The following is a 22,331-nucleotide window of genomic DNA, read 5'->3' as shown; positions in this document are numbered from 1 at the left end:
CACCTCTTATTCGTCAGCGAGCCATGTACGCAGCAGATTTACGAATTCGTCCGGTTTCTTTTTCGCCAGTGATTCGAGCTGTTTGCGTACCTGACTATCGTTGGTCAAGTTATCCAAACTAATAGAAGGAAGTTCTGTAACTGGAGGAAGCATAATATCTTCTCCCATTTCTTCAGCCAGCTGCTGCTGTTTACGACGACGATAAATGATAAATCCGATAATACCCAGTACCAGAGCTGCTGCAGCACCGATAATCCAGTTCATGTTGGAAGCGAAGAATCCTTCATCCGTTGTTTCATTAGTAGCAAATGCTTGTGAAATAACATTGACTTTGCCCTGAAGTGCCTGTGCATTAGTTGTATAATCAATTCCATTTTCTGCAAGTGAAGCTCTTACAATGCTTTGCAGCATACCTTGGATTTGTTGATTTAAAGCAGTTTGTGCATCAGCAGTCAAATTTGGATTCGGTTCAATGGCTACAGTAACAGCCAGATCCTGTACATGATATGGGCTGTCTGCAATTTCATTATGAATCCGGTTGACTTCGTAGTTGATCGTGCTTTGCGATTTTTCGGATTCGTTATTACCGGAGGATGATCCACCCGGATATGTTGGAGTGTCTGTGCTTCCTGTTCCGGCTACGCCGCTGTCAGGAGTGCTTGTACCTGTGTAGGATTCCTGAATTTCCTGGGCGCTGATCTCGATGCCCTTCATGTTTTCTTCATCTACAGGCTCTACGAGGTCTTCTTTGGATGTTTTCTGATCGAAGTTCAATGTGGAATTTACAAGAACATTGACCCGTTCAGGTCCTACCAGTCTGGCCAAGAATTGTCTTATGTTATTCTCTACGTCAGACTCGTATTTCTTTTGTAAAGCCATATTGTCCTGTACTGCACCGATCAGATTTCCTGCTCTGCCACCTTTGACCGTGGAGACCAGTTCACTTCCATCTGTACCATTGGTAATTGTAATATTTTCAATCGGAAGGCGAGGTACTGCTGTACTTACAAGGTTAAAATAACCGTCAATCGCTTCCTGTGTAAGGCGGACTCCCGGTTTAAACTGCATCACTACAGAGGCTGTAGCTGTATCCTGATCTTCTGTAGCAGCAAAGAGGCTTTCTTCAGGAAGGTTAATCAATACTTTTGCATTTTCAACACCATTCATGTTGCGAAGCAGTTGAGATACCTCGCCGTTCAGGGCGTTGTTGTATTTTACGTTGAATTCATTATCGGTCATACCGATAGCGGAAGAACTTGTGTTAAATTCGCTAAAACCGATCGAACCGTTCTCGATCAGTCCCTGAGATCCTACTGCAACTTTTGCCTGGGCTGCACTTTCTGTCGGCACTGAAATACTTTTACCATCCTGGCTTAACTGGTAAGGGATCCCTTGTCCGGTCAAGTATTCCATAACTGCCGCGGAATCTGCAGCATCAAGGTCCTGGAAAGCAACCTCGTATTCTGTTTTGGAAAATTGTATGGTCAGTACTACAATTGCAATGATGATGAAGGCCAGTGTTGATATCAGTAGTATTTTCTGATTTTTGTTGAATTTTCTCCAGTATTGGACAATTTTATCTCTATACTGGGCAACTCTCTCATTCACAACGTCACCCCATTCGAAACTTTGCTATGAAACATATCAACCATCTTATAACTGTGTGCGCATAATTTCTTGGTAAGCTTCAATCGCTTTGTTTCGAACCTGAGCCGTAAGCTGCAGACCGAGCATAGATTTCTCCGAAGCGATCATCAGTTGATCCACATCGACTTTACCTACCAGAAACTGGTCATTCATTTTGTGTACCTGTTGTTCCTGAGCGCCTACCTGGCTAATTGCGTCCTGCAGGTAAGAACCAAACTGTTCCATAGCCTGTCCTGGTGTTTCCTGTACCTGTGCAGCTCCTGAATTCATTTGCAGCGGCGATGCAGCGGACATTCCATTAAACATCATGTTTTCTATCATTAATTACCCCACCTTCCATTTTTTCACTCATTATTTACCAATTTGTAAAGCCTTGGTAATCATTGCCTTCGAGGCATTCAATGCAGTTACGTTAGCTTCATATGAACGCGAAGCTGATATCATGTCCACCATTTCTTTTAGAGTATCGACATTTGGCATTTTTACATATCCGTTTTTGTCAGCATCCGGATGTGTAGGATTAAATACGAGTTTAAATGGTTCCTTGTCTTCCTGAATCGCTACCGCTTTTACACCGTTAACTCCGTTATTACCATTCATTGCAGAATTCAGTGCATCAGCAAACGCCGGTTTGTTGGTTGAAAGTACAACTTCTTTGCGACGATAAGGAACCGCTTCTCCGTTTTCGATCTTGGCTCTTGTTGTCTCCGCATTCGCAATGTTAGAAGATACGACGTCCATCCGCAGCCGTTGGGCTGTTAGTGCCGAAGCACTGATATCAAAGCTGTTGCTAATTTTCATGATTACGCTCCTCCGCCCTGAATTGCAGTACGCATCATTTTGATTTGGTGGTTCACTTGCTCGATGTAAGCATTATAGCGAAGCTGGTTCTCAGCCAGGCTGGTCATTTCGGAATCCATGTCTACGTTGTTAAGGTTGTTATTCATCACTGTGCTGTTATCCGAGGTGATCATGGCTTGTGGTACATCACCGGTAGAGCCGATCTGGAAATGACGAGGATTGGTAGTGGTACCATGGATAGATCCGTCTGTACCATCCATTTGGGTTTGAAGCATGTTTTCAAAAGAAACGTCGGAACGTTTGAAGTAAGGTGTATCTGCGTTGGCAATGTTGTTGGTGATTACTTGTTGTCTCAGGTTGGAAGCATTGATAGCACCTTCCAATCTGCGAAATCCCACATCATTCAGCAAATTCACTCACGTCACCTCTTTCAGTCTGTAATTATATTCTAAAATATGGGATATAATCTCATATTTTTTCATTTCACGCCTTCATTCGACAAACATTGCGATTTATTGTTTGGTTTACTAAGTTTCTGCGTCATATTTCCTAATGATTTAATACCATAAGTTTCCTAGAGAACAGGTTATAACACAATGAGAATAAAGGACTATCTTTTAGCGTATACGCTCGCTTTTTGTCATTTTTTAAATAATTTATTCCATTTAATATAACTTTTATGACAAATATAGCAGATATTAGTATCAATTCGTTGGTTTTAATGCATTTAATTGGTAATTGTAATCAGTAGTTTTGAGTGCATTGGTGGAGGAAGGAATATAACCAGGACAGTAGTTTCGTCCTGAAAAAATGGCTTAAAACCTTGGTTTTTCCATTATCAGTAATAATTCATGTACCCTATAGCCTAGTGCGGATTACTTACTGGCGGTTAATTTATTGCGATCAAAGTAGCGAACACTTCTATTTTCTGGAAAAAGTTCGACTTTTATCAATCTTGAGACAATCATTTATGGTTTTCATGAGCTCATTTGCGCATTTACGCAAATGCAATTATCATAACGTAAACCTTGGAAAAATGCTATCCCTATTTCTGTATTACCAGTTGATACGCACTCATTGTTATATCGGATTACCTTTTGTAATCGTGTAGCTCTTTTTGTTATATTCATCATACAATTTTCGCACTTATGAAAACATAGGAAAAAGGCGGGGAACTTGTAAAACAAGCACCCCACCTTTTTCCTAAAAAACGGTATTTCGATTATATCCTATTCCTAGACTTCCTTTTCTCGGCTTATTGTGAGAAAGGTTTTAATTATTTAGAGAATATACTGGCTTAAATCACGATCCTGGGCAATATCTTTGAGTTTCTCCTGAACATATTGCGGTGTAATCACAAACCGTTCCAGCGTCAATTCAGGAGCCTCAAATGAAAGATCCTCCAGGAGCTTCTCCATAATCGTATGCAGACGGCGTGCTCCGATATTCTCGGTATTCTGATTAACGCTAGCAGCGATGCCTGCAATCTCTTCGATCGTGCCTTCAGCGAATTCCAATTCGATATTCTCGGAGCGCAGCAGATGAGTATACTGCTGCGTCAGCGCATTTTTGGGCTCTTTTAGAATACTAACAAAGTCCTCCAATGTCAGACTTTCCAGCTCTACCCGAATCGGGAAACGTCCCTGCAATTCAGGAATTAGATCAGATGGCTTGGCTGTATGAAAAGCACCGGCAGCCATAAACAAGATATAATCGGTTTTTACGGCTCCATACTTGGTCATTACCGTAGAGCCTTCCACGATCGGCAGAATATCACGCTGTACGCCTTCTCTGGATACATCAGGACCCGAGCCACGGCCGGCACTGGCTACTTTATCAATCTCGTCAATAAAGATAATCCCGGTCTGTTCGGCACGACGCAGTGATTCCTGGGTTACATCATCCATATCGAGCAACTTGTTGGCTTCCTGCTGGGTGAGTACCTTGCGTGCTTCCTTGATCGTCAGCTTGCGCTTTTTCATCCGCTTCGGCAAAAAGCTTCCCAGCATTTCCTGCATATTCATGCCCATCTGGTCATTCCCTTGACCCATGAACATATCCATCATATTCGGCGTGCTGTCTTCCACTTCTACTTCGATAATCTGATCTTCCAGCTTGCCGGACAAAAGTTCAAACCGCACTTGACGGCGCTTTTCCTGTATAGAAGAATCGTCTGTGGTATGTTCTACCGGCTCTTCAGGCTGATTATTATTGCCTCCAAACAGCATTTCAAAAGGATTGCGCTGCATTTTGGATTTGCTGGACGATGGTACCAGAATACGTACGATACGTTCATTGGCAGCTTCTTCAGCTTTATCCTTCACCTGCTCGGTACGTTCCAGCTTGACCATACGGATCGCAGTCTCTACCAGATCACGAACCATAGATTCCACGTCACGGCCTACATAACCGACTTCTGTAAACTTGGTAGCCTCCACTTTGATAAATGGCGCATGCACGAGTTTGGCGAGTCTGCGGGCAATTTCTGTTTTACCTACACCTGTAGGACCAATCATCAGAATATTTTTGGGTACAATCTCATCCTGTACGTCTTCCTCCAACAGGCTGCGGCGATAACGATTACGAAGTGCAACAGCTACCGACTTTTTAGCCTTTTTCTGTCCAACAATATATTTATCCAATTCAGCCACAATCTGTCTCGGTGTCAATGCATTATGATCATTATTCATCTTGTTCCCTCCGTATCCATAAATTCATAAACAAAAACCGGCGCGTCCCGCCCCTGCAAGTAGAGTACGGACCGCACCGGCCAGGCTCACAATTCTTCTACGATGATATTGTGGTTGGTATATACACAGATCTCGGCAGCAATATTCAGGGATGCTTCGACGATATCCTTGGCTTCGAGATCTTTGCCATGACGCTTTAGGGCACGCGCTGCCGACAGGGCGAAATTACCACCGGAACCAATAGCAATAACATCATCGTCCGGCTCAATAATTTCACCGCCGCCCGAAATAAGCAGAATTCCGCTTTTATCCATAACGATCAGCAGAGCTTCCAGTTTGCGGAGCACCCTGTCAGAACGCCATTCCTTGGCCAGCTCGACAGCTGCCCGCTGAAGATTGCCGTGATGCTCCTCCAGCTTGGCTTCGAACTTTTCAAACAGGGTGATTGCGTCTGCAACCGAGCCTGCGAAACCGGCAAGTACCTGTCCGCGATAAAGACGACGAATTTTTTTGGCATGCTGCTTCATAATTACATTTTGTCCAAAAGTCACCTGTCCGTCACCGGCAATTGCAGCTTTTCCATTGTGACGTACAGCACATATGGTCGTTGCGTGAAATGAGAGATCCATTGTTTTCCCTCCTGTTCATTGTTTGTCCATATAGTTGGGTTATCCAGCGGACTGCGCCTATAGGATACGAATCCAGTAGCCGGATACAGTGTTGGCTACTACCTATAGAGCCTTATTTAGATCCCGCAATAATAAATACGTTTACTCTGCAGGAGCAGGCTCTTGTACCGACTCTTCCAGCTCGAAAAATTGTCTAATGCTATCCAGCGCTTGCTGTGCAAGCATCTCATTTTTCTCTTTTTTGTTACGGATTTTCTTTTCCGGTTTTGGCAAAAGACCAAAGTTGGCATTCATCGGCTGGAAATGATCTGGATCAGCATGGGTAATATAATAAGCCATACTGCCCAATGTGCTCTCTTGCGGCAGTTGAATTAATTCTTCGCCTTTAGCCAGACGAGCAGCATTCATCCCTGCGATCATACCGGATGCTGCAGATTCTACGTAACCTTCTACACCTGTCATCTGACCGGCAAAGAAAATACGCGGCTGACTCTTCAGCTGATATGTTGGCTCCAGCAGACGCGGAGAGTTGATAAAGGTATTACGATGCATAACACCATAACGAACAAATTCTGCATTTTCCAGACCAGGAATCATGGAGAATACACGGCGCTGCTCTCCCCATTTTAGGTGAGTCTGGAAGCCAACCATGTTGTAAAGCGTACCTGCTGCATTATCCTGACGCAGCTGTACAACTGCATAAGGCAGCTCTCCGGTATGCGGGTTAACCAGGCCTACCGGCTTCATAGGACCAAATAGAGCAGTCTGTTTGCCACGTTTCATCATGATTTCGATCGGCATGCAGCCTTCAAAATAAATCTCTTTTTCAAACTCTTTTAGCTGCGCCGTCTCTGCACCTACAAGAGCTTCATAAAACGCATTGAATTCCTCTTCGTTCATTGGGCAGTTCAGGTAAGCAGCTTCGCCTTTATCATAGCGGGAAGCCAGATAAACTTTATTCATATCAATCGAATCTTTTTCGATAATTGGTGCTGCTGCATCATAGAAATAGAAATATTCTTCACCCAGAAGGGATTGAATCTGCTGGGAAAGTGCTGGAGAAGTCAATGGACCTGTTGCAATCACAACAATACCGTCAGTTGGAATCTCCTGTACTTCTTCATTTAATACCGTTACCAGTGGATGATTATGCAGCGTTGATGTGATTTCTCCGGAGAATCCATCACGGTCTACTGCCAATGCGCCACCAGCGGGTACAGCATTACGGTCTGCCGATCCAATAACCAGTGAATTCAGCATACGCATTTCTTCCTTCATAACGCCAACCGCATTCGCAAGGGTATTGGAACGCAGCGAGTTACTGCATACCAATTCTGCAAACTGGTTTGTATGGTGCGCCGGTGTTTTTACAACCGGACGCATTTCGTATAATGTTACCGGTATCCCCTGACTGGCAATTTGCCAGGCCGCCTCGCTACCTGCTAATCCTGCACCAATCACGGTTACCTTTTGAAATTCTGACACAATTCAAAACCTCCTGCATATTACTGCTGTAAACAAACGAAAAACAGTACCGCTTCATTCGGAAAATTACGAAAAGAAGACTACTATTCCCAATCATTTATTCAAAGCTTACTATCTATTAGTATACGCTAAACTGCTGCCAAATTCTAATGCCTGCAGAGCAGACAGCATAATTAGCAGCAGCATACGATATTCCTATCAAGCAGCAACCGGACTCATTAATCGAGTTCGACCGCTTCGTTCTCATTTTCTTCAACCATTTCGGTATGGTCACATTTTGTACATTGCAATTTGACGCCCTGCTTGTTTCGTTTCTCCACCATCATCGATGTACATACCGGACATGGTTTGAGAGAAGGACGATCCCAGGATACAAAGTCACATTCCGGATAACGATCACATCCATAGAACACGCGGCCTTTTTTACTGCGACGCTCTACGACATGACCTTCATGACAGGTTGGACACGGTACGCCGATATCCTTGATAATCGGTTTGGTATTCCGGCAATCCGGGAATCCCGAACAAGCCAAAAACTTGCCGAAACGACCCAGTTTATATACCATGTGACGACCGCATTTGTCACAAATCTCATCCGATACTTCGTCTTCGATCTCAATTTCTTTCATTTCCTCTTCGGCTACTTCCAGACGTTTCTCAAAGGACTTATAAAAATCATGAAGTACATGTACCCAATCTTCCTGTCCTTCTCCTACATGGTCAAGATCCTGTTCCATATGTGCTGTGAACTCGGGATCGAGAATCTCGGGGAAAAACTCTTCCATTTGTTCAATGATCAGCTCACCCAGCTCGGTCGGCATAAATTTCTTTTCTTCGATAGCTACATATCCGCGTTTTTGAATTGTCTCCAATGTAGGCGCATACGTACTTGGACGTCCGATTCCGAGTTCTTCCAGCGTTTTTACAAGACGTGCTTCTGTATAACGTGGCGGTGGCTGGGTAAAATGCTGCTTGGGTTCAACATTATTTTTTTGCAGCTTGTCGCCTTTGGCAAGCGGTGGCAGGAATTTCTCGCCTTCTTCTTTGCCATCGTCATTGCCTTCCACATAGACTTTCATAAATCCAGGGAAGCGCACTTTGGAACCGGCTGCACGGAAATTGGCTGGACCCGCCGCAATATCAACAGATAATGTATCCAGTACAGCTGAAGCCATCTGGCTCGCTGCAAAACGTTCCCAGACCAGCTTGTACAGACGGAATTGATCACGACTCATATATTCTTTCACCGATTCGGGATCACGTACTGCCGAGGTAGGACGGATCGCTTCGTGAGCATCCTGTGCATTCGCGTTCTTTTTGGTATATTGACGAGGTTCTTCTGGAATAAAGTCGGCACCGTAGCGGCCGGTAATATACTCGCGAATCTCTTCCTGGGCGGAAACAGCGATACGCGTGGAGTCTGTACGCATATAGGTAATCAGACCAACTGTACCTTCTTTGCCGAGGTCAATTCCTTCATATAATTGCTGGGCTACAGACATCGTCTTGGCTGCGCGGAAGTTCAATTTGCGTGCAGCTTCCTGCTGCAGGGATGAGGTTGTAAATGGAGCGGCCGGATGGCGCAAACGTTCGCGTTCTTTGATATCGGTTACTTCAAATGCTGCATCGGCGATCGCCGTTAGCACTTCATTCACATCATCTTCACTGTGAAGCTCTTTTTTCTCACCGTTTAACTGGTTGAATTTGGCTTCAAAAGTAGTACCGTTAATTGTAAGCTGAGCGGTAATGCTCCAGTACTCTTCCGGTATAAACTCCGAAATTTCATTCTCACGGTCAATAATAATCTTTACAGCTACGGATTGTACACGTCCTGCAGACAGTCCCTTTTTAACTTTCTTCCATAATAGTGGACTGATTTTGTAACCTACCAGACGATCCAGTATGCGTCTTGCCTGCTGGGCATTAACAAGATCCATGTTAATCTGACGCGGTGTTTTAAAAGCATCCTTGACTGCCTGTTTGGTAATTTCATTAAATACTACGCGGCACATTTCGCCTTCTTGAACATCCAAGGCATGAGCCAGATGCCAGGCAATTGCTTCTCCTTCGCGATCCGGGTCAGCCGCCAGATAAACTTTTTTCACTTTTTTTCGTGCATCTTTTAATTCTTTTAGAACGGAACCTTTACCACGAATCGTAATATACTTGGGATCAAAATCGTTCTCCACATCTACACCGATCTGACTTTTCGGCAGGTCGCGGACGTGACCCATTGACGCTTTGACAATAAATTTGCTGCCCAGGTATTTACCGATTGTCTTCGCTTTTGCTGGTGATTCTACAATCACGAGTGAATCTGCCATCAGGTTCGTCCCCCTTTCTGTTATTCTATCTATAGTTTGCTTATATTAAGGTGTATATCGCACCAGAGCGTTGACTGATCTGTTTTTTTATGATTAAAGATAACAGAACCGTATGCAAAAGTCCAAAATCAAACTTCGATTGTAATTGAAGTTCATCGATATTTGCATCTCCCTGCTCCAATATAAGGTATATCGTTTTTTCATCTTCTGTCAAATAAGAAATATCTGACATTATGGCTGATGAGAGCTCTACAACTGCATCAGGATGTCCATTTTCTTCCTTTTTGTATGGATTATCACACCAATTCAAAAGAATTGAATCATATTCCTTTGTAATATCAGCAGCTTCGGTAACCAGAATAGCTCCTTGCTTTAGCAGCGCCAGCGTACCCTGACTTTTGGGAGAAGTTATAGGCCCTGGTACCGCAAAAACGTCCCGGTTGCTGTCCATTGCATAATCTGCTGTAATCAGCGAACCACTCCGTACATCTGCTTCGACCACTATAGAGCCATGGGACAGCCCGGCAATAATGCGATTGCGCTGTGGAAACAGTCCAGGAGAAGAACGTGTACCTATCGGATATTCGGATACAATCAGTCCACGTTCGGCAATTGTGTGATACAGGGAACGATTCTCCGGCGGATAAATGACATTGATACCTGTACCCAGTACTGCAATCGTATTCCCGTTTTTTTGGAGCACTGCTTCGTGACAGACACTATCGATGCCTCTCGCCATACCGCTGACTACTGTTACTCCACGCTCTGCCATATCGCCCGCCAGCAGCTCCGCTACCTTACGTCCATAGGCAGTTGGCACTCTTGTACCTACCATTCCGATACAAAATGATGAAAGTAATTCTTGTCTGCCTTTTGTATACAACACCCAGGGAGGTTGGGCGATTTCCTTCATTAATATGGGATACGCTTCATCCATGATAGTCATGATCTCTATGCCCTTATCATAATAAAGCGATAATCGTTCGCGTATACACTCTTCCTGCAGCTGGGCAGGCAATGACTGAGCAACTTTATCCGGCATGCCCAATCTCCGCCAGCGTCCGGCATCCCACTCCGGCAGTTCGCGCAGATCCGCATGTTGTTGTAGTATATCATAGATTCTTTTCCAGCCAATACCGGCTGCCTGGTGTAATCCTATCAGTACAGAACGTTCATCCAACACTATTGTTCATTCTCCTCTGTCAGGAGACAGACGTGACCATCTACTCCATTTAATCGTATGTCATTTAATATTGCAAGCGTTTACCCTGATATTTGCCGGATAACGCAAAGAAGCAACCCCTGTCTCTCTAAAGAGAATCAGAGGTTGCTTACCCTGTCACGAACGATATCCATTTACAGCTATTATAATGAAAAGAAAGACAGAAGTCTATCCCTGTTCAATAGCCGTTGTAATAGACAGTATTCATTGGATTAGTGAGTTGTGCACTCGCTCAACAAACCACGCTCTTCCAGTACTTCTACCAGTGTAGAGCCCATTTCGGATGGCGTTGGAGCAACTTTGACACCGCAGGATTCCAGCTTGGCAATCTTCTCGGCCGCTGTACCTTTACCGCCGGAAATAATAGCACCTGCATGACCCATACGTTTTCCTGGAGGCGCTGTTGCACCACCAATAAAGCCAACGACAGGCTTGGTCATATTTGCCTGAATCCACTCTGCCGCTTCTTCTTCTGCCGTACCGCCAATTTCTCCGATCATGATAACTGCACGGGTATCCGGATCTTCATTGAACATTTTGAGGATATCAATAAATTCGGAGCCTTTGACAGGATCGCCACCGATACCTACCGCGGAAGACTGTCCAATACCGCGTGTAGACAGTTGATGCACGGCTTCGTATGTGAGAGTACCACTGCGTGATACAACACCTACATAACCCGGCTTATGGATATAGCCTGGCATAATACCGATTTTGCACTCGCCCGGCGTAATCACACCCGGACAGTTTGGCCCGATCAATACAGTCTTTTTGCCTTCCATATAACGGGCAACTTTAACCATATCGAGCACAGGAATGCCCTCTGTAATACAGATAACGAGATCCAGGTCTGCATCGACGGCTTCCATAATGGAATCCGCTGCAAATGCCGGTGGAACGTAGATAACACTCGCTGTAGCGCCTGTTTTTTCCTTGGCTTCAACAACGGTATTAAATACCGGCAGACTCACTGTGGAACCATCTTCCAGTGTAATATCCACATTGGTTCCGCCTTTACCGGGTGTTACTCCGCCAACCATTTGAGTACCATAATCCAGGGCACCTTTGGTGTGAAATAATCCCGTTGAACCGGTGATACCTTGAGTGATCACTTTTGTGTGCTTATCTACAAGAATACTCATTGTCCAGTCACAGCTCCTATCACTTAATTTAGGTACTGGTGTTGTTTTATACCAGCGCTACGATCTTTTGCGCTCCATCTGCCATGGAGTCAGCAGCTACGATGTTCAGTCCCGATTCAGCCAGAATCTGCTTACCGAGATCAACGTTCGTACCTTCCAGTCTCACTACGAGTGGACGGTCCAGCCCGATTTGCTTGGCGGCTTCAACCACACCATTGGCAATAACGTCACAGCGCATAATTCCGCCGAATATATTAATGAAGATTCCTTTTACGTTTGGATCGGACAGGATGATTTTGAAGGCTTCAGTAACCTTCTCTGTCGTTGCACCGCCCCCTACGTCCAGGAAGTTGGCGGGTTCGCCGCCGTAGTATTTAATAATATCCATTGTTGCCATCGCCAGACCGGCACCGTTAACCATACAGCCGATATTGCCATCCAGAGCGATGTAACTCAGGTCGAATTTGGAAGCTTCAATCTCTTTTTCATCTTCTTCTTCCAGATCGCGCAGTTCCAGAATTTCCGGATGACGGAACAATGCGTTGGAATCAAAGTTCAGCTTGGCATCCAAAGCCATAACCTGACCGTCACCTGTTACAACCAATGGGTTGATTTCGGCAATCGAGCAGTCTTTCTCAACAAATGCTTTGTACAAGGACAACATAAATTGAGCTGCTTTGTTCACCAGCTTGGTAGGAATGTTAATAGCATAAGCAAGTTTGCGGGCCTGGAAAGCCTGCAGACCGACCGCAGGATCGACAGCTTCGCGGAAGATTTTTTCCGGCGTTTTCTCTGCTACTTCTTCGATCTCTGTGCCGCCTTCTTCAGAAGCCATTATGACCACTTTGCCAGTAGCACGGTCGATAACTACCCCTATGTAATATTCTTTTTGAATATCACAGCCTTCTTCGATCAACAGACGTTTGATTTCTTTGCCTTCCGGACCTGTCTGGTGGGTAACGAGTACCTTGCCCAGCAATTCCTGCGCATACGCACGAACTTCGTCTACGCTTTTGGCTACTTTGACGCCTCCGGCTTTACCTCTACCGCCAGCGTGGATTTGTGCTTTAACTACACATACCGCACTGCCCAGAGATTGTGCTGCTTCTACAGCTTCTTCCACCGTAAAGGCTACTTTGCCCTCGGGCACTGCCACTCCATACTGTTTAAGTACTTGTTTTCCCTGATATTCATGGATATTCATCTGGTAAATCCTCCTATCGACATGAATGCATTCCGGTCATATTGCCCGGCAAATCAATAACCTTTGCTATTGTAACATGTTTTTAAAACGCTTTCCTTAAAAATTTTACCATTTTAATCCACGATATGGAGAAAATCATAAGGAAGTAATTGCCTATGCTTAATATATCATGTATGCGTTAACAAAGTAAAAAAATAAAAATCCCTTTTAACAATTTCTGCTAAAAGGGATTCTGTATTTGCACAATCCTAGACTTGGTTTCCTTCAATAAATAAAAGATTATTTTTTGTTGGCTGCGCTATTCACGTTCGCTTGATGGATATTTTGCAGCAGCTGTTTGAACTCGGACAACAGCTCATCCAGCTTGTCTGTATTAATGCATGTTCTTTCTTTGATATCGTCCGGAATCGAGACTGCTTGTTGCTGCAAGCTCCAACCGGCTTCTGTCAATGTAATATGCACTTTGCGCTCATCTTCTGTAGAGCGTTTGCGGATAATAAGACCTGCTGCTTCCAGACGCTTGAGTAGTGGTGTCAGTGTACCGGAATCGAGATAGAGCGCATTACCCAATTCTTTCACTGTACATTCCTGCTGCTCCCACAGAACGAGCATAACAAGATACTGTGAATACGTAAGACCGAGATGATCCAGCAGCGGCTGGTACATTTTGGTCATCTCACGGGAAGATGCATAAATGGCAAAGCAAAGCTGATTGTCCAGCTTCAACTGGGGGTGCGGATATTCCTGAGATTGAGTGTCCATTCTATAATCACCTGCTTTTATATAATGAGTATTCTTAAATATGTTCCGAATTTTTATATACTAATAACCCGTCAGACACACTATGAATACTTGATTTTATTTAATGCTTAAACTCTATTCTATCACAAATTTAATTGCCTGACATTATTATTACGAAAAACATTTTACTTTTTATATTAATTGTGATAAATTTAATTTTGTAAAATAAAATAACGTAAAAGGTGGTAATTGATATGCTAAATATCCAACAAAAAATGTACGAGACTTCTGTAACAGCAATCGGTGGAAGACAAGGTTATGTTGAGTCCTCCAGTCCTGACCTGCGTCTTGACATTGCCACTCCAAAAGAAATGGGCGGCGCTGGTGGTGCCGGTACCAATCCCGAGCAGCTGTTTGCAGCCGGTTACTCCGCTTGCTTTGATAGTGCACTGAATATGGTAGCGCGTATGCAAAAAGTAAAACATGAAGGAACTCAAGTTACAGGAACCGTAAGCTTTGGTAAAGCTGAAGATGGCGGCTTTGCACTGGCAGTACGTCTGGATGTTCTTGTTAAAGGTATCGATCGCGATACAGCTTCCAAACTGGCTGAAGAAGCACATAATGTATGTCCTTATTCCCGTGCGACACGCGGTAATATTGCTGTCGAAATTAACGTTCTGTAATTCAACTTGTCCCCTTTTGATTCTTTCCTTCCCCCAAGGAAAAAATTCTGATTTGAACGGCTTATATAAATATAATGATGCAAGAAGCAGCTTCCCCCGGCTGCTTCTTTTTTTGGATTATACACCGCGTGATTAGCCTCTCTGCATAAAATGATCTCTGTAATACATTAATTTTGGATGTTTATGATATCGTATACATTACTGTTATATCAGCTTTTTCAATCTTGAAAGGACAATCAAACAAGTCCATGCTTAATGTAAGCTACGTGTCAAAAGTTGTCTGACGGTGTATGTATGGTTATAATGAAAATTGCTTTGCACCTTTCATTGCTTGCGGTTATTCCATTTTCATTTGCAGAGAATGAATACCCCTGCCCATTATTACAACAACAGGAGGTCAATTATGAAACTGAAAGTGACTACACTCTTACTCGCAATTACTGTCGTTGCAGCGACCGGCTGTTCCAAGGCAAATGAATCTACGCCTGCACCTGCTACCGGGTCGACGACTACGACCGAACAGGGCACCACAGACACGACCGCTACGGATAACAAGGCAGCTGACGAGCAAGGAACTGCTACCAACAATGCGACCGACACTACAGCAACAGATAACAAATCGTCTGAATCTGATAGCTCGACTGATTCCGCGAACAAAGCTGCTGCTACCGATATGACTACCAAAGAAGTAGCTGCTGTTATCAAAAAACAGGGTATCGATCTGGTAGCTGAGCCGGATGCGGCTGGCAAATGGGTATTGAATGGTGTGAAACCGGATCGCTATGTAACTACCAAAGATCCGAAAAAAACCGAGCCTGTATCCATCTATGTTTTCAAATCTGAAGATGACCTGAAAAAAGGTCTGGAAGATCTGAAAACCCAGCAAAACGGTATTCCTTTTAAAAAGACGGAATATACCAAAGGTAATGTACTGGTAATCTATTGGTTTAATCCGGATCTGAATGATGGTAACGTAGACAAAGGGACTTTGGATGCCAAACTGTCCAAAGCTGTGGAGAGCTTGTAATAGCTGCTCTATTCTGCTTATATAATGGTAAAAAGACTGGCGCGATTGGCGCCAGTCTTTTCGATGTATGGATATAGAACAAATGATGCTAATCATATACCCTATCATTTCACGTGTATTGCTATTTTTTGTATACGGCTAGAGTGTAATAACATTATGATTTTCGGCTGCCTGTGAACGGATTTATCTCATAAGTCAAATCGCGTCCGGCTTCTTTTTCTTCTGCATGAATACGTTTACCGATAGCCATAATATACAGCGCATTCGCTGCTTTGGCCAGGCCGGACAGAATATGAACAACTATCTCCATTATGCTCTCCTCCTCATGCTGCATTTCTAAATAAACTTGTCGCTTTTATTATCCGGTATAATCCCCTTTACCGCTAATCTCGTCCGCCTGTAAAAGGGTTAATCTCATGGGTGAGGTCACGACCTGCTTTTTGTTCTTCATGATGAATCCGTTTGCCAATAGCAATTTTGTTCCAGATCAGAGGACCACCAATCGCTATCATAAAAACAATAAGCCAAAATAATTCCATATCTATCATTCCTTTCCTGATAATCACCAAAATGATAAAAGAAAGAGTTATGACCCTATACGGAACAAACACAGGTTAGTTTCATAAAAATGGAAATTCAATCTGCTTCACAGTATTTCCATTCATCTTCCGGCATCTCGTATTCATCCGAAGAGAAACGTTCTTCCTTGAAAGGATCAGCTATATTATGGAATCCGTGATTTTCCCAGAACCCTCTTCGATCCTCTTTCATAAATTCAATCCCGCGAATCCATTTTGCACTTTTCCAGAAATAAAACTGTGGAACAATCAGACGTAGTGGCCAACCATGTTTGGCAGTTAGAGGCTTGCCATCATAATTCCAGGCCAGCAATACATCGTCTTTCATCAGTTCTTCAAGTGCTACATTGGTCTCATAATCAGGATCGGCATGAATCATGACATAACGAGCTTCCGATTTGATCTTCATCTGCTGAACCAGATCAGAGAATCGGACTCCTTCCCAGGGGGTATCAAATTTAGACCAGCGTGTCACACAGTGAATATCGCTCACTGTACGGGTAATCGGCATATCCTGAAGCTGCTCAAAAGTAAAAGTACGCTCCTCTTCGACTTCACCAAAAATCCGCAGATTCCATTGACTCAGATCATATTCAGGGACCATGCCTTCATGCAATATCGGAAAACTGTCGGTCAGTGTCTGTCCTGGTGGCAGACGGCGCTGAAGCTCCTCGTCCAATAAGGGTTTATTGGGAACACGTGCATTTTTTAGACGTTCTGCTTTATTAGACTGCATTGAACTGTCTCCTTTCTTCTAGTATGTTTTATATTAAACATTCGATAACCAAATAGAAAGGGTTTTGATGATGCTTTTTATTACCAAAAAAATGGTGACCAGATCCGCCGAAGCATATCTGCAACCGGATATGCGTATATGCTATGCCAAGTCCCAAAGTCTTGCTTCTGTAACCAATCAGGCTGTTTTGCTTCTCAACCAGGATAAATTTGTTATTATTTTTCTTACATTATTCACTTCAAAAGTTGCTGCTGTCTTTGAATTTGCTACAACGGATCTGCTAAATCAGAAATACCGTTCCGGGCCCTCACTTGCTTCGGTATGGTCATTTGACGCGGGTGGACAGCACTGGAGATTTTTAATTACTAAGGTTATTCTTCCGCTTGGTTCGATGCAGGGAGATTTCCTGGAATTTTTGGAACAGCATATACTGGAATAACAACAATACGCAGCAAAGATTCTACTTTTTGCGATCCAGCTGGCGGTACTGTATTGCTTCGGCAATATGTACGGCTTCGATCTGTTCTTTCTCCTCCAGATCAGCAATCGTGCGAGCCAGCTTGAGTACACGATCTCTCGCACGCATACTCATTCCCAGCTGTTCAAAAGCTGCTTCCAGCAGCAGGTTCGCATCTGCTGCCAGATGCGTATGCTCTCGCAACCAGCGACCGGACAGCTGGCTATTCCACCGAATACCAAGACCGGAATACCGTTTGAGCTGACGTTCGTGGGTGCGATGTACAATCTCTCTCATGCTAGCCGAATCATATCCATCCGGCTGAAATCCTTCGGACTGCTGCCAATCACGCTCGCTTGGACGCGGAACTTCAATCTGCAGATCGATCCGGTCCAGCAACGGCCCGGATATTTTGGCGCGATAGCGGGCAATCTGGGCATCGCTGCATGTACATTGATGTACTGGATGATGACTCCCCAGATATCCGCATGGACATGGATTCATCGAACCAGCGAGTAGGAAATTCGCCGGGAAAGTAAACACGGCTCTGGCGCGGCTGATTTGTACTTCGTGGTCTTCCAGCGGCTGTCGCAGTACTTCAAGCACCGCTCTTGGAAATTCAGGCAGTTCATCAAGAAACAATATGCCCTGATGAGCCAGACTCACTTCACCAGGTTTGGGAATACTGCTGCCGCCTATCAAGCCAGCAACAGTAATACTATGATGCGGTGACCGAAAAGGACGGCTAGTAATCAGACCAGCTGTACTATCTTTAAATTTGCCAGCCACGCTTAATATTTTGGTGACTTCAAGAGCTTCCTCTTCGGTTAGTGTAGGCAAAATAGTAGGCAGACGCTTGATCAGCATCGTCTTGCCTGTACCGGGAGGACCAAGCAGCAGAATATTATGCATCCCCGAAGCAGCAATCATAAGCGCCCGTTTGACATGCTGCTGACCAAATACATCGGCATAGTCTTCATATGTCGGTGTTACCGATTGGCGATGCTGCTGAATATGAGAGCGACTCCGTAATAGAGGCTCCAGATCAACCAGCTTGCGCGGATCGGATTTTTTGATTGTAAAAGATTGCTCTGGAGAACATGGATCTGAATTGGTCTTTGATTGCGTAACTTCGGTAGTTTGGTGTTGTACCTTTTTGACCAGTATAGGGGGCTGTCCCGGTACGCCCATTTTAAAAGTTTCTATACCTGTCTGTGTATCCGGCTTGTCTGCAGGCTGATGATTCAGCTCACTAAACAGCTCATTCATATGTCTGACCCCATATACACGTATCCCCTCTACAAGCGAGGCTTCCATAGCGTTATCTGCGGGCAGAATCACCGAGGTCAACCCATGCTGCTTGGCAGCGTCCACCATGGACAGGACGCCAGGTACAGGACGAAGCGCACCATCCAGAGCGAGCTCGCCGATAAGCAGCATATTCTCCTGATCCGGGAAAATAATCTGATCACTGGTAGCCAGTATTCCCATCGCAATTGCCAGGTCAAAAGCCGATCCTTCCTTTCTCAGATCAGCAGGAGCCAGATTGATAGTAACCCGCTGGGAAGGAAAAATAAACCCGCAATTCTTGATCGCTGACCTCACCCGCTCGACCGATTCCCTAATCGCTGAATCCGGCAGACCAATAATGGATACCATAGGCAGACCATTGGAGAGGTCTGTCTCCACTTCTACTCTTACACCATGAATACCTTGAAGACAGGCACTGAACAATTTGCCATACATAACAAAAACACCCTTTCTGTATACGTTTCTCTGTCAATGTGCAGAAATGTATTACAAACGGGTGCTTCCACATTTTGTATTCAAAATTTATAATTTTTAATTTATGATGATTCCAGCCCGATCACTGTATGATCTAATAGGCTGTTCTATCTGTATCTCTCTTTTTGTCTCTATTTCATTGTCTATCTGTATCTGCATGCCAAATTTGGTGAGTACAATATTCACCTGGCTTTATTAAAAAGCTTCTATAATATGTTCCAGTTCGGTTACCTGATAAGCCGAATTCATCTGGATACTGATCACGTCATAGCGAAATCGTTGATGGTGTTGATTCATACAATGTGCATATACTTCGGCTGTCTCGCGTACCTGACGCTGCTTGCGCCAGTCGACCGATTCCGCTGCAGTACCATGTGTTATGCCACTTCGGCTACGTACCTCCACAATAACAATCACACCATTTACAGCAGCAATAATATCCAATTCACCACTGCGACAGCGCCAATTTCTGGTCAGAATCTCGTATCCCTGCTGATCCAGATAATAAGCAGCCGTATCTTCTGCAATCCTACCTTTGAGCTTCCTATTATCCTGTCGTTCTTCCTGCTGCTCATCACGAGCCGTACAAGCTGCAGCTATGTTTGGAGCCGTATCCGATACATCCCATTTATTCATAGCTCTCACCAAATATCCAGACCCGAAGTAAAATTCTTGTCGGCCCGATAAATAAAAGTCAGAATCTCGGCGACCAGATCATACAGCTCCCCAGGAATCTGCTGATCCAGATCCAGCTTGGATAATACTTCAACCAGTGCTGCATCTTCCTGAATGTCTACACCGGCTTCCTGAGCTTTTTCTAGAATGGTCTCAGCGACTCGTCCGCGTCCTTTGGCCACAACGATAGGCGCTTCACTCTGGGAAGGATCATACTTTAGGGCAACAGCACGCTTGCCTATAAACGAATTGTCTTTGGGCTTATTCATATTTTCATATCCACCCCTTTATATTCGGGAGGCGCATACTGATCCAGCAGTCCTGAACTGTTCATACCCGTATCGTCTCCAGCCGAACGAACAGGAAGCCCTGCAAACTGCAGAGACAGCAGCTGATATCCAAGTGAACCAATCGCATCAGCGACTTCCTGTTTTTTGCTTTCTATTAATGGAGCCAACTGCTCCAGATCATTATGCACTTTGAGCGTGACGATCTTGTCCACTACATGGACATCCAGCAGTGTAGGTCCCAGCATTTTCATATCCAGATCAAACCATAGACGACAATTGGAAGCATCCAGCTCACCCTTGGCTCCTCTGCGAGATTGAATCTGCACCGAAGCCGTTTCCTGTCCGTCGGGTCCGTTAAAAGGCACAAACATGGTCACCTGGGCAAAAGGAGCGGTGCGGTCTGTGTTAAGCAGCAGCTGCTGACCGGTAAGTTGCTGAACCATCTGCTGAGCGGCATCTTTGAGAGCAGGAGGTACATCATCTGCCGCTGTGAGTTGAAGCAGCAGACCTTTAAGTGTGTCCTGTGCCTTGGCAAGTGTATCTTCAGCAGACTGGATAGCAGGCTGCGCAATCTGCGAAGCATCCGGTTGAGTAATATCACCAGTCAATAGTGTACGATCCTGTACATGCAGAGGACCAGGATGCTGTGTAGAAGTTGGAATGGATGCTGCAGAAGGACTATTTATAGCTGGTGGTTGTGGTGCCGTTGGAGCATCGGGCAAGTCCGGAACTGCTGGAATCGGCGATTGATTATTAACAGGCGTATTGCCGGACGACAGTGAAGCTGCTGCACTGCTCGCAGTCCCTGATGGAATAGGTGCTCCTGTACTAACAGGCATGGATTGGCGAGGGTCGACACCTGGTTGCGGTGCAGTAGTATTAGCAGGCATACCGGAAGATGCTGCTGTCCCTCCCTGAGCTTCTGTAGCTGCGCCAGCAGATGCCGCTGTTAAAGTAAGTGCTGCCCGTACTGTCTGCTGTTCATATTCTGCTCCGAGTAGTTTCAGAACTTGTCCTACCCATGGAGCAGAGGTCGGCTTAGGCTGTGCTGCAGTTGATTGCGAAGGTACAGAACTGCCTGCGCCAGGCGCTGCTGGCTCTGATTTGTTCTGATTAGACATAGCTGGTTGAGCGACTGTATCCGCTTCTTGCGCTACTGGAGCAGTCTGCGCAGTGGCAACGTTATTTTGCAAAGGAATATCCTGCTCTACGTTCTGCGGAACCAGACTATTGATCTGCTGCAGTACATTTTGAATCTTATTCAGCAGTACGGTAGTTGTATTCCCTGCATTGGCTGGTGTATTCAAAGTCTGGCCCGCCGTCGCAGCAGATGTTGATACATTGGCATTGGCAGAAACTGGAGTATCAGACATGGCAGACGAAGGAGCAGACGCAGAAGTGGCAGTGTTCGGGTTGGCTGCCGGATGGGCCGTTGCTCCACTTCCTGGGGAAGTCTGCGGAGAAACACCTGCCTTGAGCTGGCTTTCTATAGATTGCAGCATATTACCGAGTGTTTCATGCAAGGGAGGACCAAAAAGGGCCTGATGCAGTCCTGCAACGCTCTGACCGGTAACCGGCAATCCTTTTTGGACAGCTACTGCTGCGGCTTTTACCCATTCTCCTACCGGCACCGAATCCGGTTTTTGCGCGAGTGAAGTCTGTATATTTTTTACGTTATCGGCTGTCAAAGGTATGCCGGAAGCACGCATCTGAGTAATCATCGCCCGATTATCCTTGGTATCCGGAAGACTGAACGATTCCAGCAATTCGCCCATAGAAGCGGCAGGCAGTGGCGTATTCTGGTTGCCGGCTACCGGCTTGAGAACAGGCATGCCATCTTTGCCCGGAGGCTGAACCTGCAGCATGGTCGTTTCTCCCTGTTGAAGCGGTGTCTCCAGTTTGGCACGTACTTTGACACCCTGAATCTGGATAACAGCTTCCTGACCATCATCCGACACACTGCTGACTACTCCGCGGACCACCTGACCTTCTTTTAATTCCATTTGTTTGGCTTCCCCGGGCTTGACATCACCCATCATCCCACGGAATAGTGATCCGATATTCATTATCTGGCCTCCTGTCTGTATTTTTAAATTTAAGAACGAAGATTATCCGCTGGTGCTATGTATATTCGCTCCGGATCTATCTTCTTTTTATATTTATCGGTTCAATTCCTTATTCTGATAAGCCATTATGCCATATAAAGATATATACA

At 44.9% G+C, this 22,331-nt stretch carries 22 protein-coding genes; 3 read left to right on the top strand and 19 right to left on the bottom strand.

Annotated elements, in window-relative coordinates:
- Positions 1-6: 6 nt before the first annotated feature.
- From fliF to AR543_RS11240, 12 genes are all read right to left on the bottom strand, one after another.
- Entirely contained in the window at positions 7-1,608 is a 1,602-nt protein-coding gene (gene fliF, locus AR543_RS11295) for a flagellar basal-body MS-ring/collar protein FliF (protein WP_060534431.1), read from the bottom strand.
- Between the two features lie 45 nt (positions 1,609-1,653).
- Positions 1,654-1,968 (bottom strand): flagellar hook-basal body complex protein FliE, encoded by a 315-nt coding sequence (fliE, locus tag AR543_RS11290; protein ID WP_060534429.1) that lies wholly within the window; start codon positions 1,966-1,968, stop codon positions 1,654-1,656.
- A 30-nt stretch (positions 1,969-1,998) separates the two neighbouring features.
- On the bottom strand, positions 1,999-2,448 hold the full coding sequence (gene flgC, locus AR543_RS11285) for a flagellar basal body rod protein FlgC (protein WP_017813671.1): 450 nt from the start codon (positions 2,446-2,448) through the stop codon (positions 1,999-2,001).
- Between the two features lie 2 nt (positions 2,449-2,450).
- The gene (gene flgB, locus AR543_RS11280; RefSeq protein ID WP_060534427.1) at positions 2,451-2,864 is read right to left on the bottom strand and encodes a flagellar basal body rod protein FlgB; all 414 of its coding nucleotides are present in this window, start codon (positions 2,862-2,864) and stop codon (positions 2,451-2,453) included.
- An 864-nt stretch (positions 2,865-3,728) separates the two neighbouring features.
- A complete protein-coding gene (gene hslU / locus AR543_RS11275) occupies positions 3,729-5,138 on the bottom strand; it encodes an ATP-dependent protease ATPase subunit HslU (protein ID WP_060534425.1) in 1,410 nt (469 codons plus the stop codon).
- 86 nt (positions 5,139-5,224) lie between these two features.
- A complete protein-coding gene (gene hslV, locus AR543_RS11270) occupies positions 5,225-5,767 on the bottom strand; it encodes an ATP-dependent protease subunit HslV (RefSeq protein WP_060534423.1) in 543 nt (180 codons plus the stop codon).
- A gap of 141 nt (positions 5,768-5,908) precedes the next feature.
- On the bottom strand, positions 5,909-7,252 hold the full coding sequence (gene trmFO / locus AR543_RS11265; RefSeq protein ID WP_060534421.1) for an FADH(2)-oxidizing methylenetetrahydrofolate--tRNA-(uracil(54)-C(5))-methyltransferase TrmFO: 1,344 nt from the start codon (positions 7,250-7,252) through the stop codon (positions 5,909-5,911).
- Positions 7,253-7,470: 218 nt separating this feature from the next.
- A complete protein-coding gene (gene topA, locus AR543_RS11260; RefSeq protein WP_060534419.1) occupies positions 7,471-9,576 on the bottom strand; it encodes a type I DNA topoisomerase in 2,106 nt (701 codons plus the stop codon).
- A 40-nt stretch (positions 9,577-9,616) separates the two neighbouring features.
- Complete coding sequence (gene dprA / locus AR543_RS11255) at positions 9,617-10,756, bottom strand: DNA-processing protein DprA (protein WP_060536747.1); 1,140 nt, start codon at positions 10,754-10,756, stop codon at positions 9,617-9,619.
- A gap of 254 nt (positions 10,757-11,010) precedes the next feature.
- Complete coding sequence (sucD, locus tag AR543_RS11250) at positions 11,011-11,940, bottom strand: succinate--CoA ligase subunit alpha (RefSeq protein WP_017813664.1); 930 nt, start codon at positions 11,938-11,940, stop codon at positions 11,011-11,013.
- Between the two features lie 46 nt (positions 11,941-11,986).
- Positions 11,987-13,144, bottom strand: coding sequence for an ADP-forming succinate--CoA ligase subunit beta (gene sucC / locus AR543_RS11245; protein ID WP_060534417.1), 1,158 nt, complete (start codon positions 13,142-13,144; stop codon positions 11,987-11,989).
- 279 nt (positions 13,145-13,423) lie between these two features.
- Positions 13,424-13,906 (bottom strand): MarR family winged helix-turn-helix transcriptional regulator, encoded by a 483-nt coding sequence (locus tag AR543_RS11240; protein ID WP_060534415.1) that lies wholly within the window; start codon positions 13,904-13,906, stop codon positions 13,424-13,426.
- Positions 13,907-14,139: 233 nt separating this feature from the next.
- Between AR543_RS11240 and AR543_RS11235 the strand changes: the two genes are divergently transcribed.
- Both AR543_RS11235 and AR543_RS11230 read left to right on the top strand, forming a co-directional pair.
- Positions 14,140-14,568 (top strand): organic hydroperoxide resistance protein, encoded by a 429-nt coding sequence (locus tag AR543_RS11235; RefSeq protein ID WP_060534413.1) that lies wholly within the window; start codon positions 14,140-14,142, stop codon positions 14,566-14,568.
- A gap of 403 nt (positions 14,569-14,971) precedes the next feature.
- Complete coding sequence (locus AR543_RS11230) at positions 14,972-15,595, top strand: hypothetical protein (RefSeq protein WP_060534411.1); 624 nt, start codon at positions 14,972-14,974, stop codon at positions 15,593-15,595.
- A gap of 154 nt (positions 15,596-15,749) precedes the next feature.
- Here AR543_RS11230 and AR543_RS24530 read toward each other — a convergent pair whose 3' ends face one another.
- From AR543_RS24530 to AR543_RS11225, 3 genes are all read right to left on the bottom strand, one after another.
- On the bottom strand, positions 15,750-15,905 hold the full coding sequence (locus AR543_RS24530; RefSeq protein ID WP_169725596.1) for a hypothetical protein: 156 nt from the start codon (positions 15,903-15,905) through the stop codon (positions 15,750-15,752).
- A gap of 73 nt (positions 15,906-15,978) precedes the next feature.
- Positions 15,979-16,134, bottom strand: a complete 156-nt coding sequence (locus tag AR543_RS24435) for a hypothetical protein (protein ID WP_162495391.1) — start codon at positions 16,132-16,134, stop codon at positions 15,979-15,981.
- A 97-nt stretch (positions 16,135-16,231) separates the two neighbouring features.
- Positions 16,232-16,909 carry a sulfite oxidase-like oxidoreductase gene (locus AR543_RS11225; protein WP_060534409.1) on the bottom strand — a complete coding sequence of 226 codons (678 nt, stop codon included), beginning with the start codon at positions 16,907-16,909 and terminating at the stop codon, positions 16,232-16,234.
- A 91-nt stretch (positions 16,910-17,000) separates the two neighbouring features.
- Between AR543_RS11225 and AR543_RS11220 the strand changes: the two genes are divergently transcribed.
- The gene (locus tag AR543_RS11220; RefSeq protein WP_227871876.1) at positions 17,001-17,348 is read left to right on the top strand and encodes a hypothetical protein; all 348 of its coding nucleotides are present in this window, start codon (positions 17,001-17,003) and stop codon (positions 17,346-17,348) included.
- 21 nt (positions 17,349-17,369) lie between these two features.
- Here AR543_RS11220 and AR543_RS11215 read toward each other — a convergent pair whose 3' ends face one another.
- The 4 genes from AR543_RS11215 to AR543_RS11200 form a co-directional block, all read right to left on the bottom strand.
- Positions 17,370-19,112, bottom strand: coding sequence for a YifB family Mg chelatase-like AAA ATPase (locus tag AR543_RS11215; RefSeq protein WP_060534407.1), 1,743 nt, complete (start codon positions 19,110-19,112; stop codon positions 17,370-17,372).
- A 234-nt stretch (positions 19,113-19,346) separates the two neighbouring features.
- Positions 19,347-19,787 (bottom strand): YraN family protein, encoded by a 441-nt coding sequence (locus AR543_RS11210; protein WP_082472205.1) that lies wholly within the window; start codon positions 19,785-19,787, stop codon positions 19,347-19,349.
- Positions 19,788-19,792: 5 nt separating this feature from the next.
- Positions 19,793-20,095: an EscU/YscU/HrcU family type III secretion system export apparatus switch protein gene (locus AR543_RS11205; RefSeq protein ID WP_060534405.1), complete on the bottom strand. Its 303-nt coding sequence runs from the start codon at positions 20,093-20,095 to the stop codon at positions 19,793-19,795.
- Positions 20,092-22,182 carry a hypothetical protein gene (locus AR543_RS11200; protein ID WP_060534404.1) on the bottom strand — a complete coding sequence of 697 codons (2,091 nt, stop codon included), beginning with the start codon at positions 22,180-22,182 and terminating at the stop codon, positions 20,092-20,094. Before AR543_RS11200 ends, AR543_RS11205 begins: the two co-directional genes overlap by 4 nt.
- Between the last annotated feature and the right edge of the window lie 149 nt (positions 22,183-22,331).

This window comes from Paenibacillus bovis (assembly GCF_001421015.2).
Classification (GTDB): domain Bacteria; phylum Bacillota; class Bacilli; order Paenibacillales; family Paenibacillaceae; genus Saccharibacillus; species Saccharibacillus bovis.
Note: the sequence above shows the minus strand (reverse complement) of the source record. Positions and strands in the feature narration are given on the sequence as shown.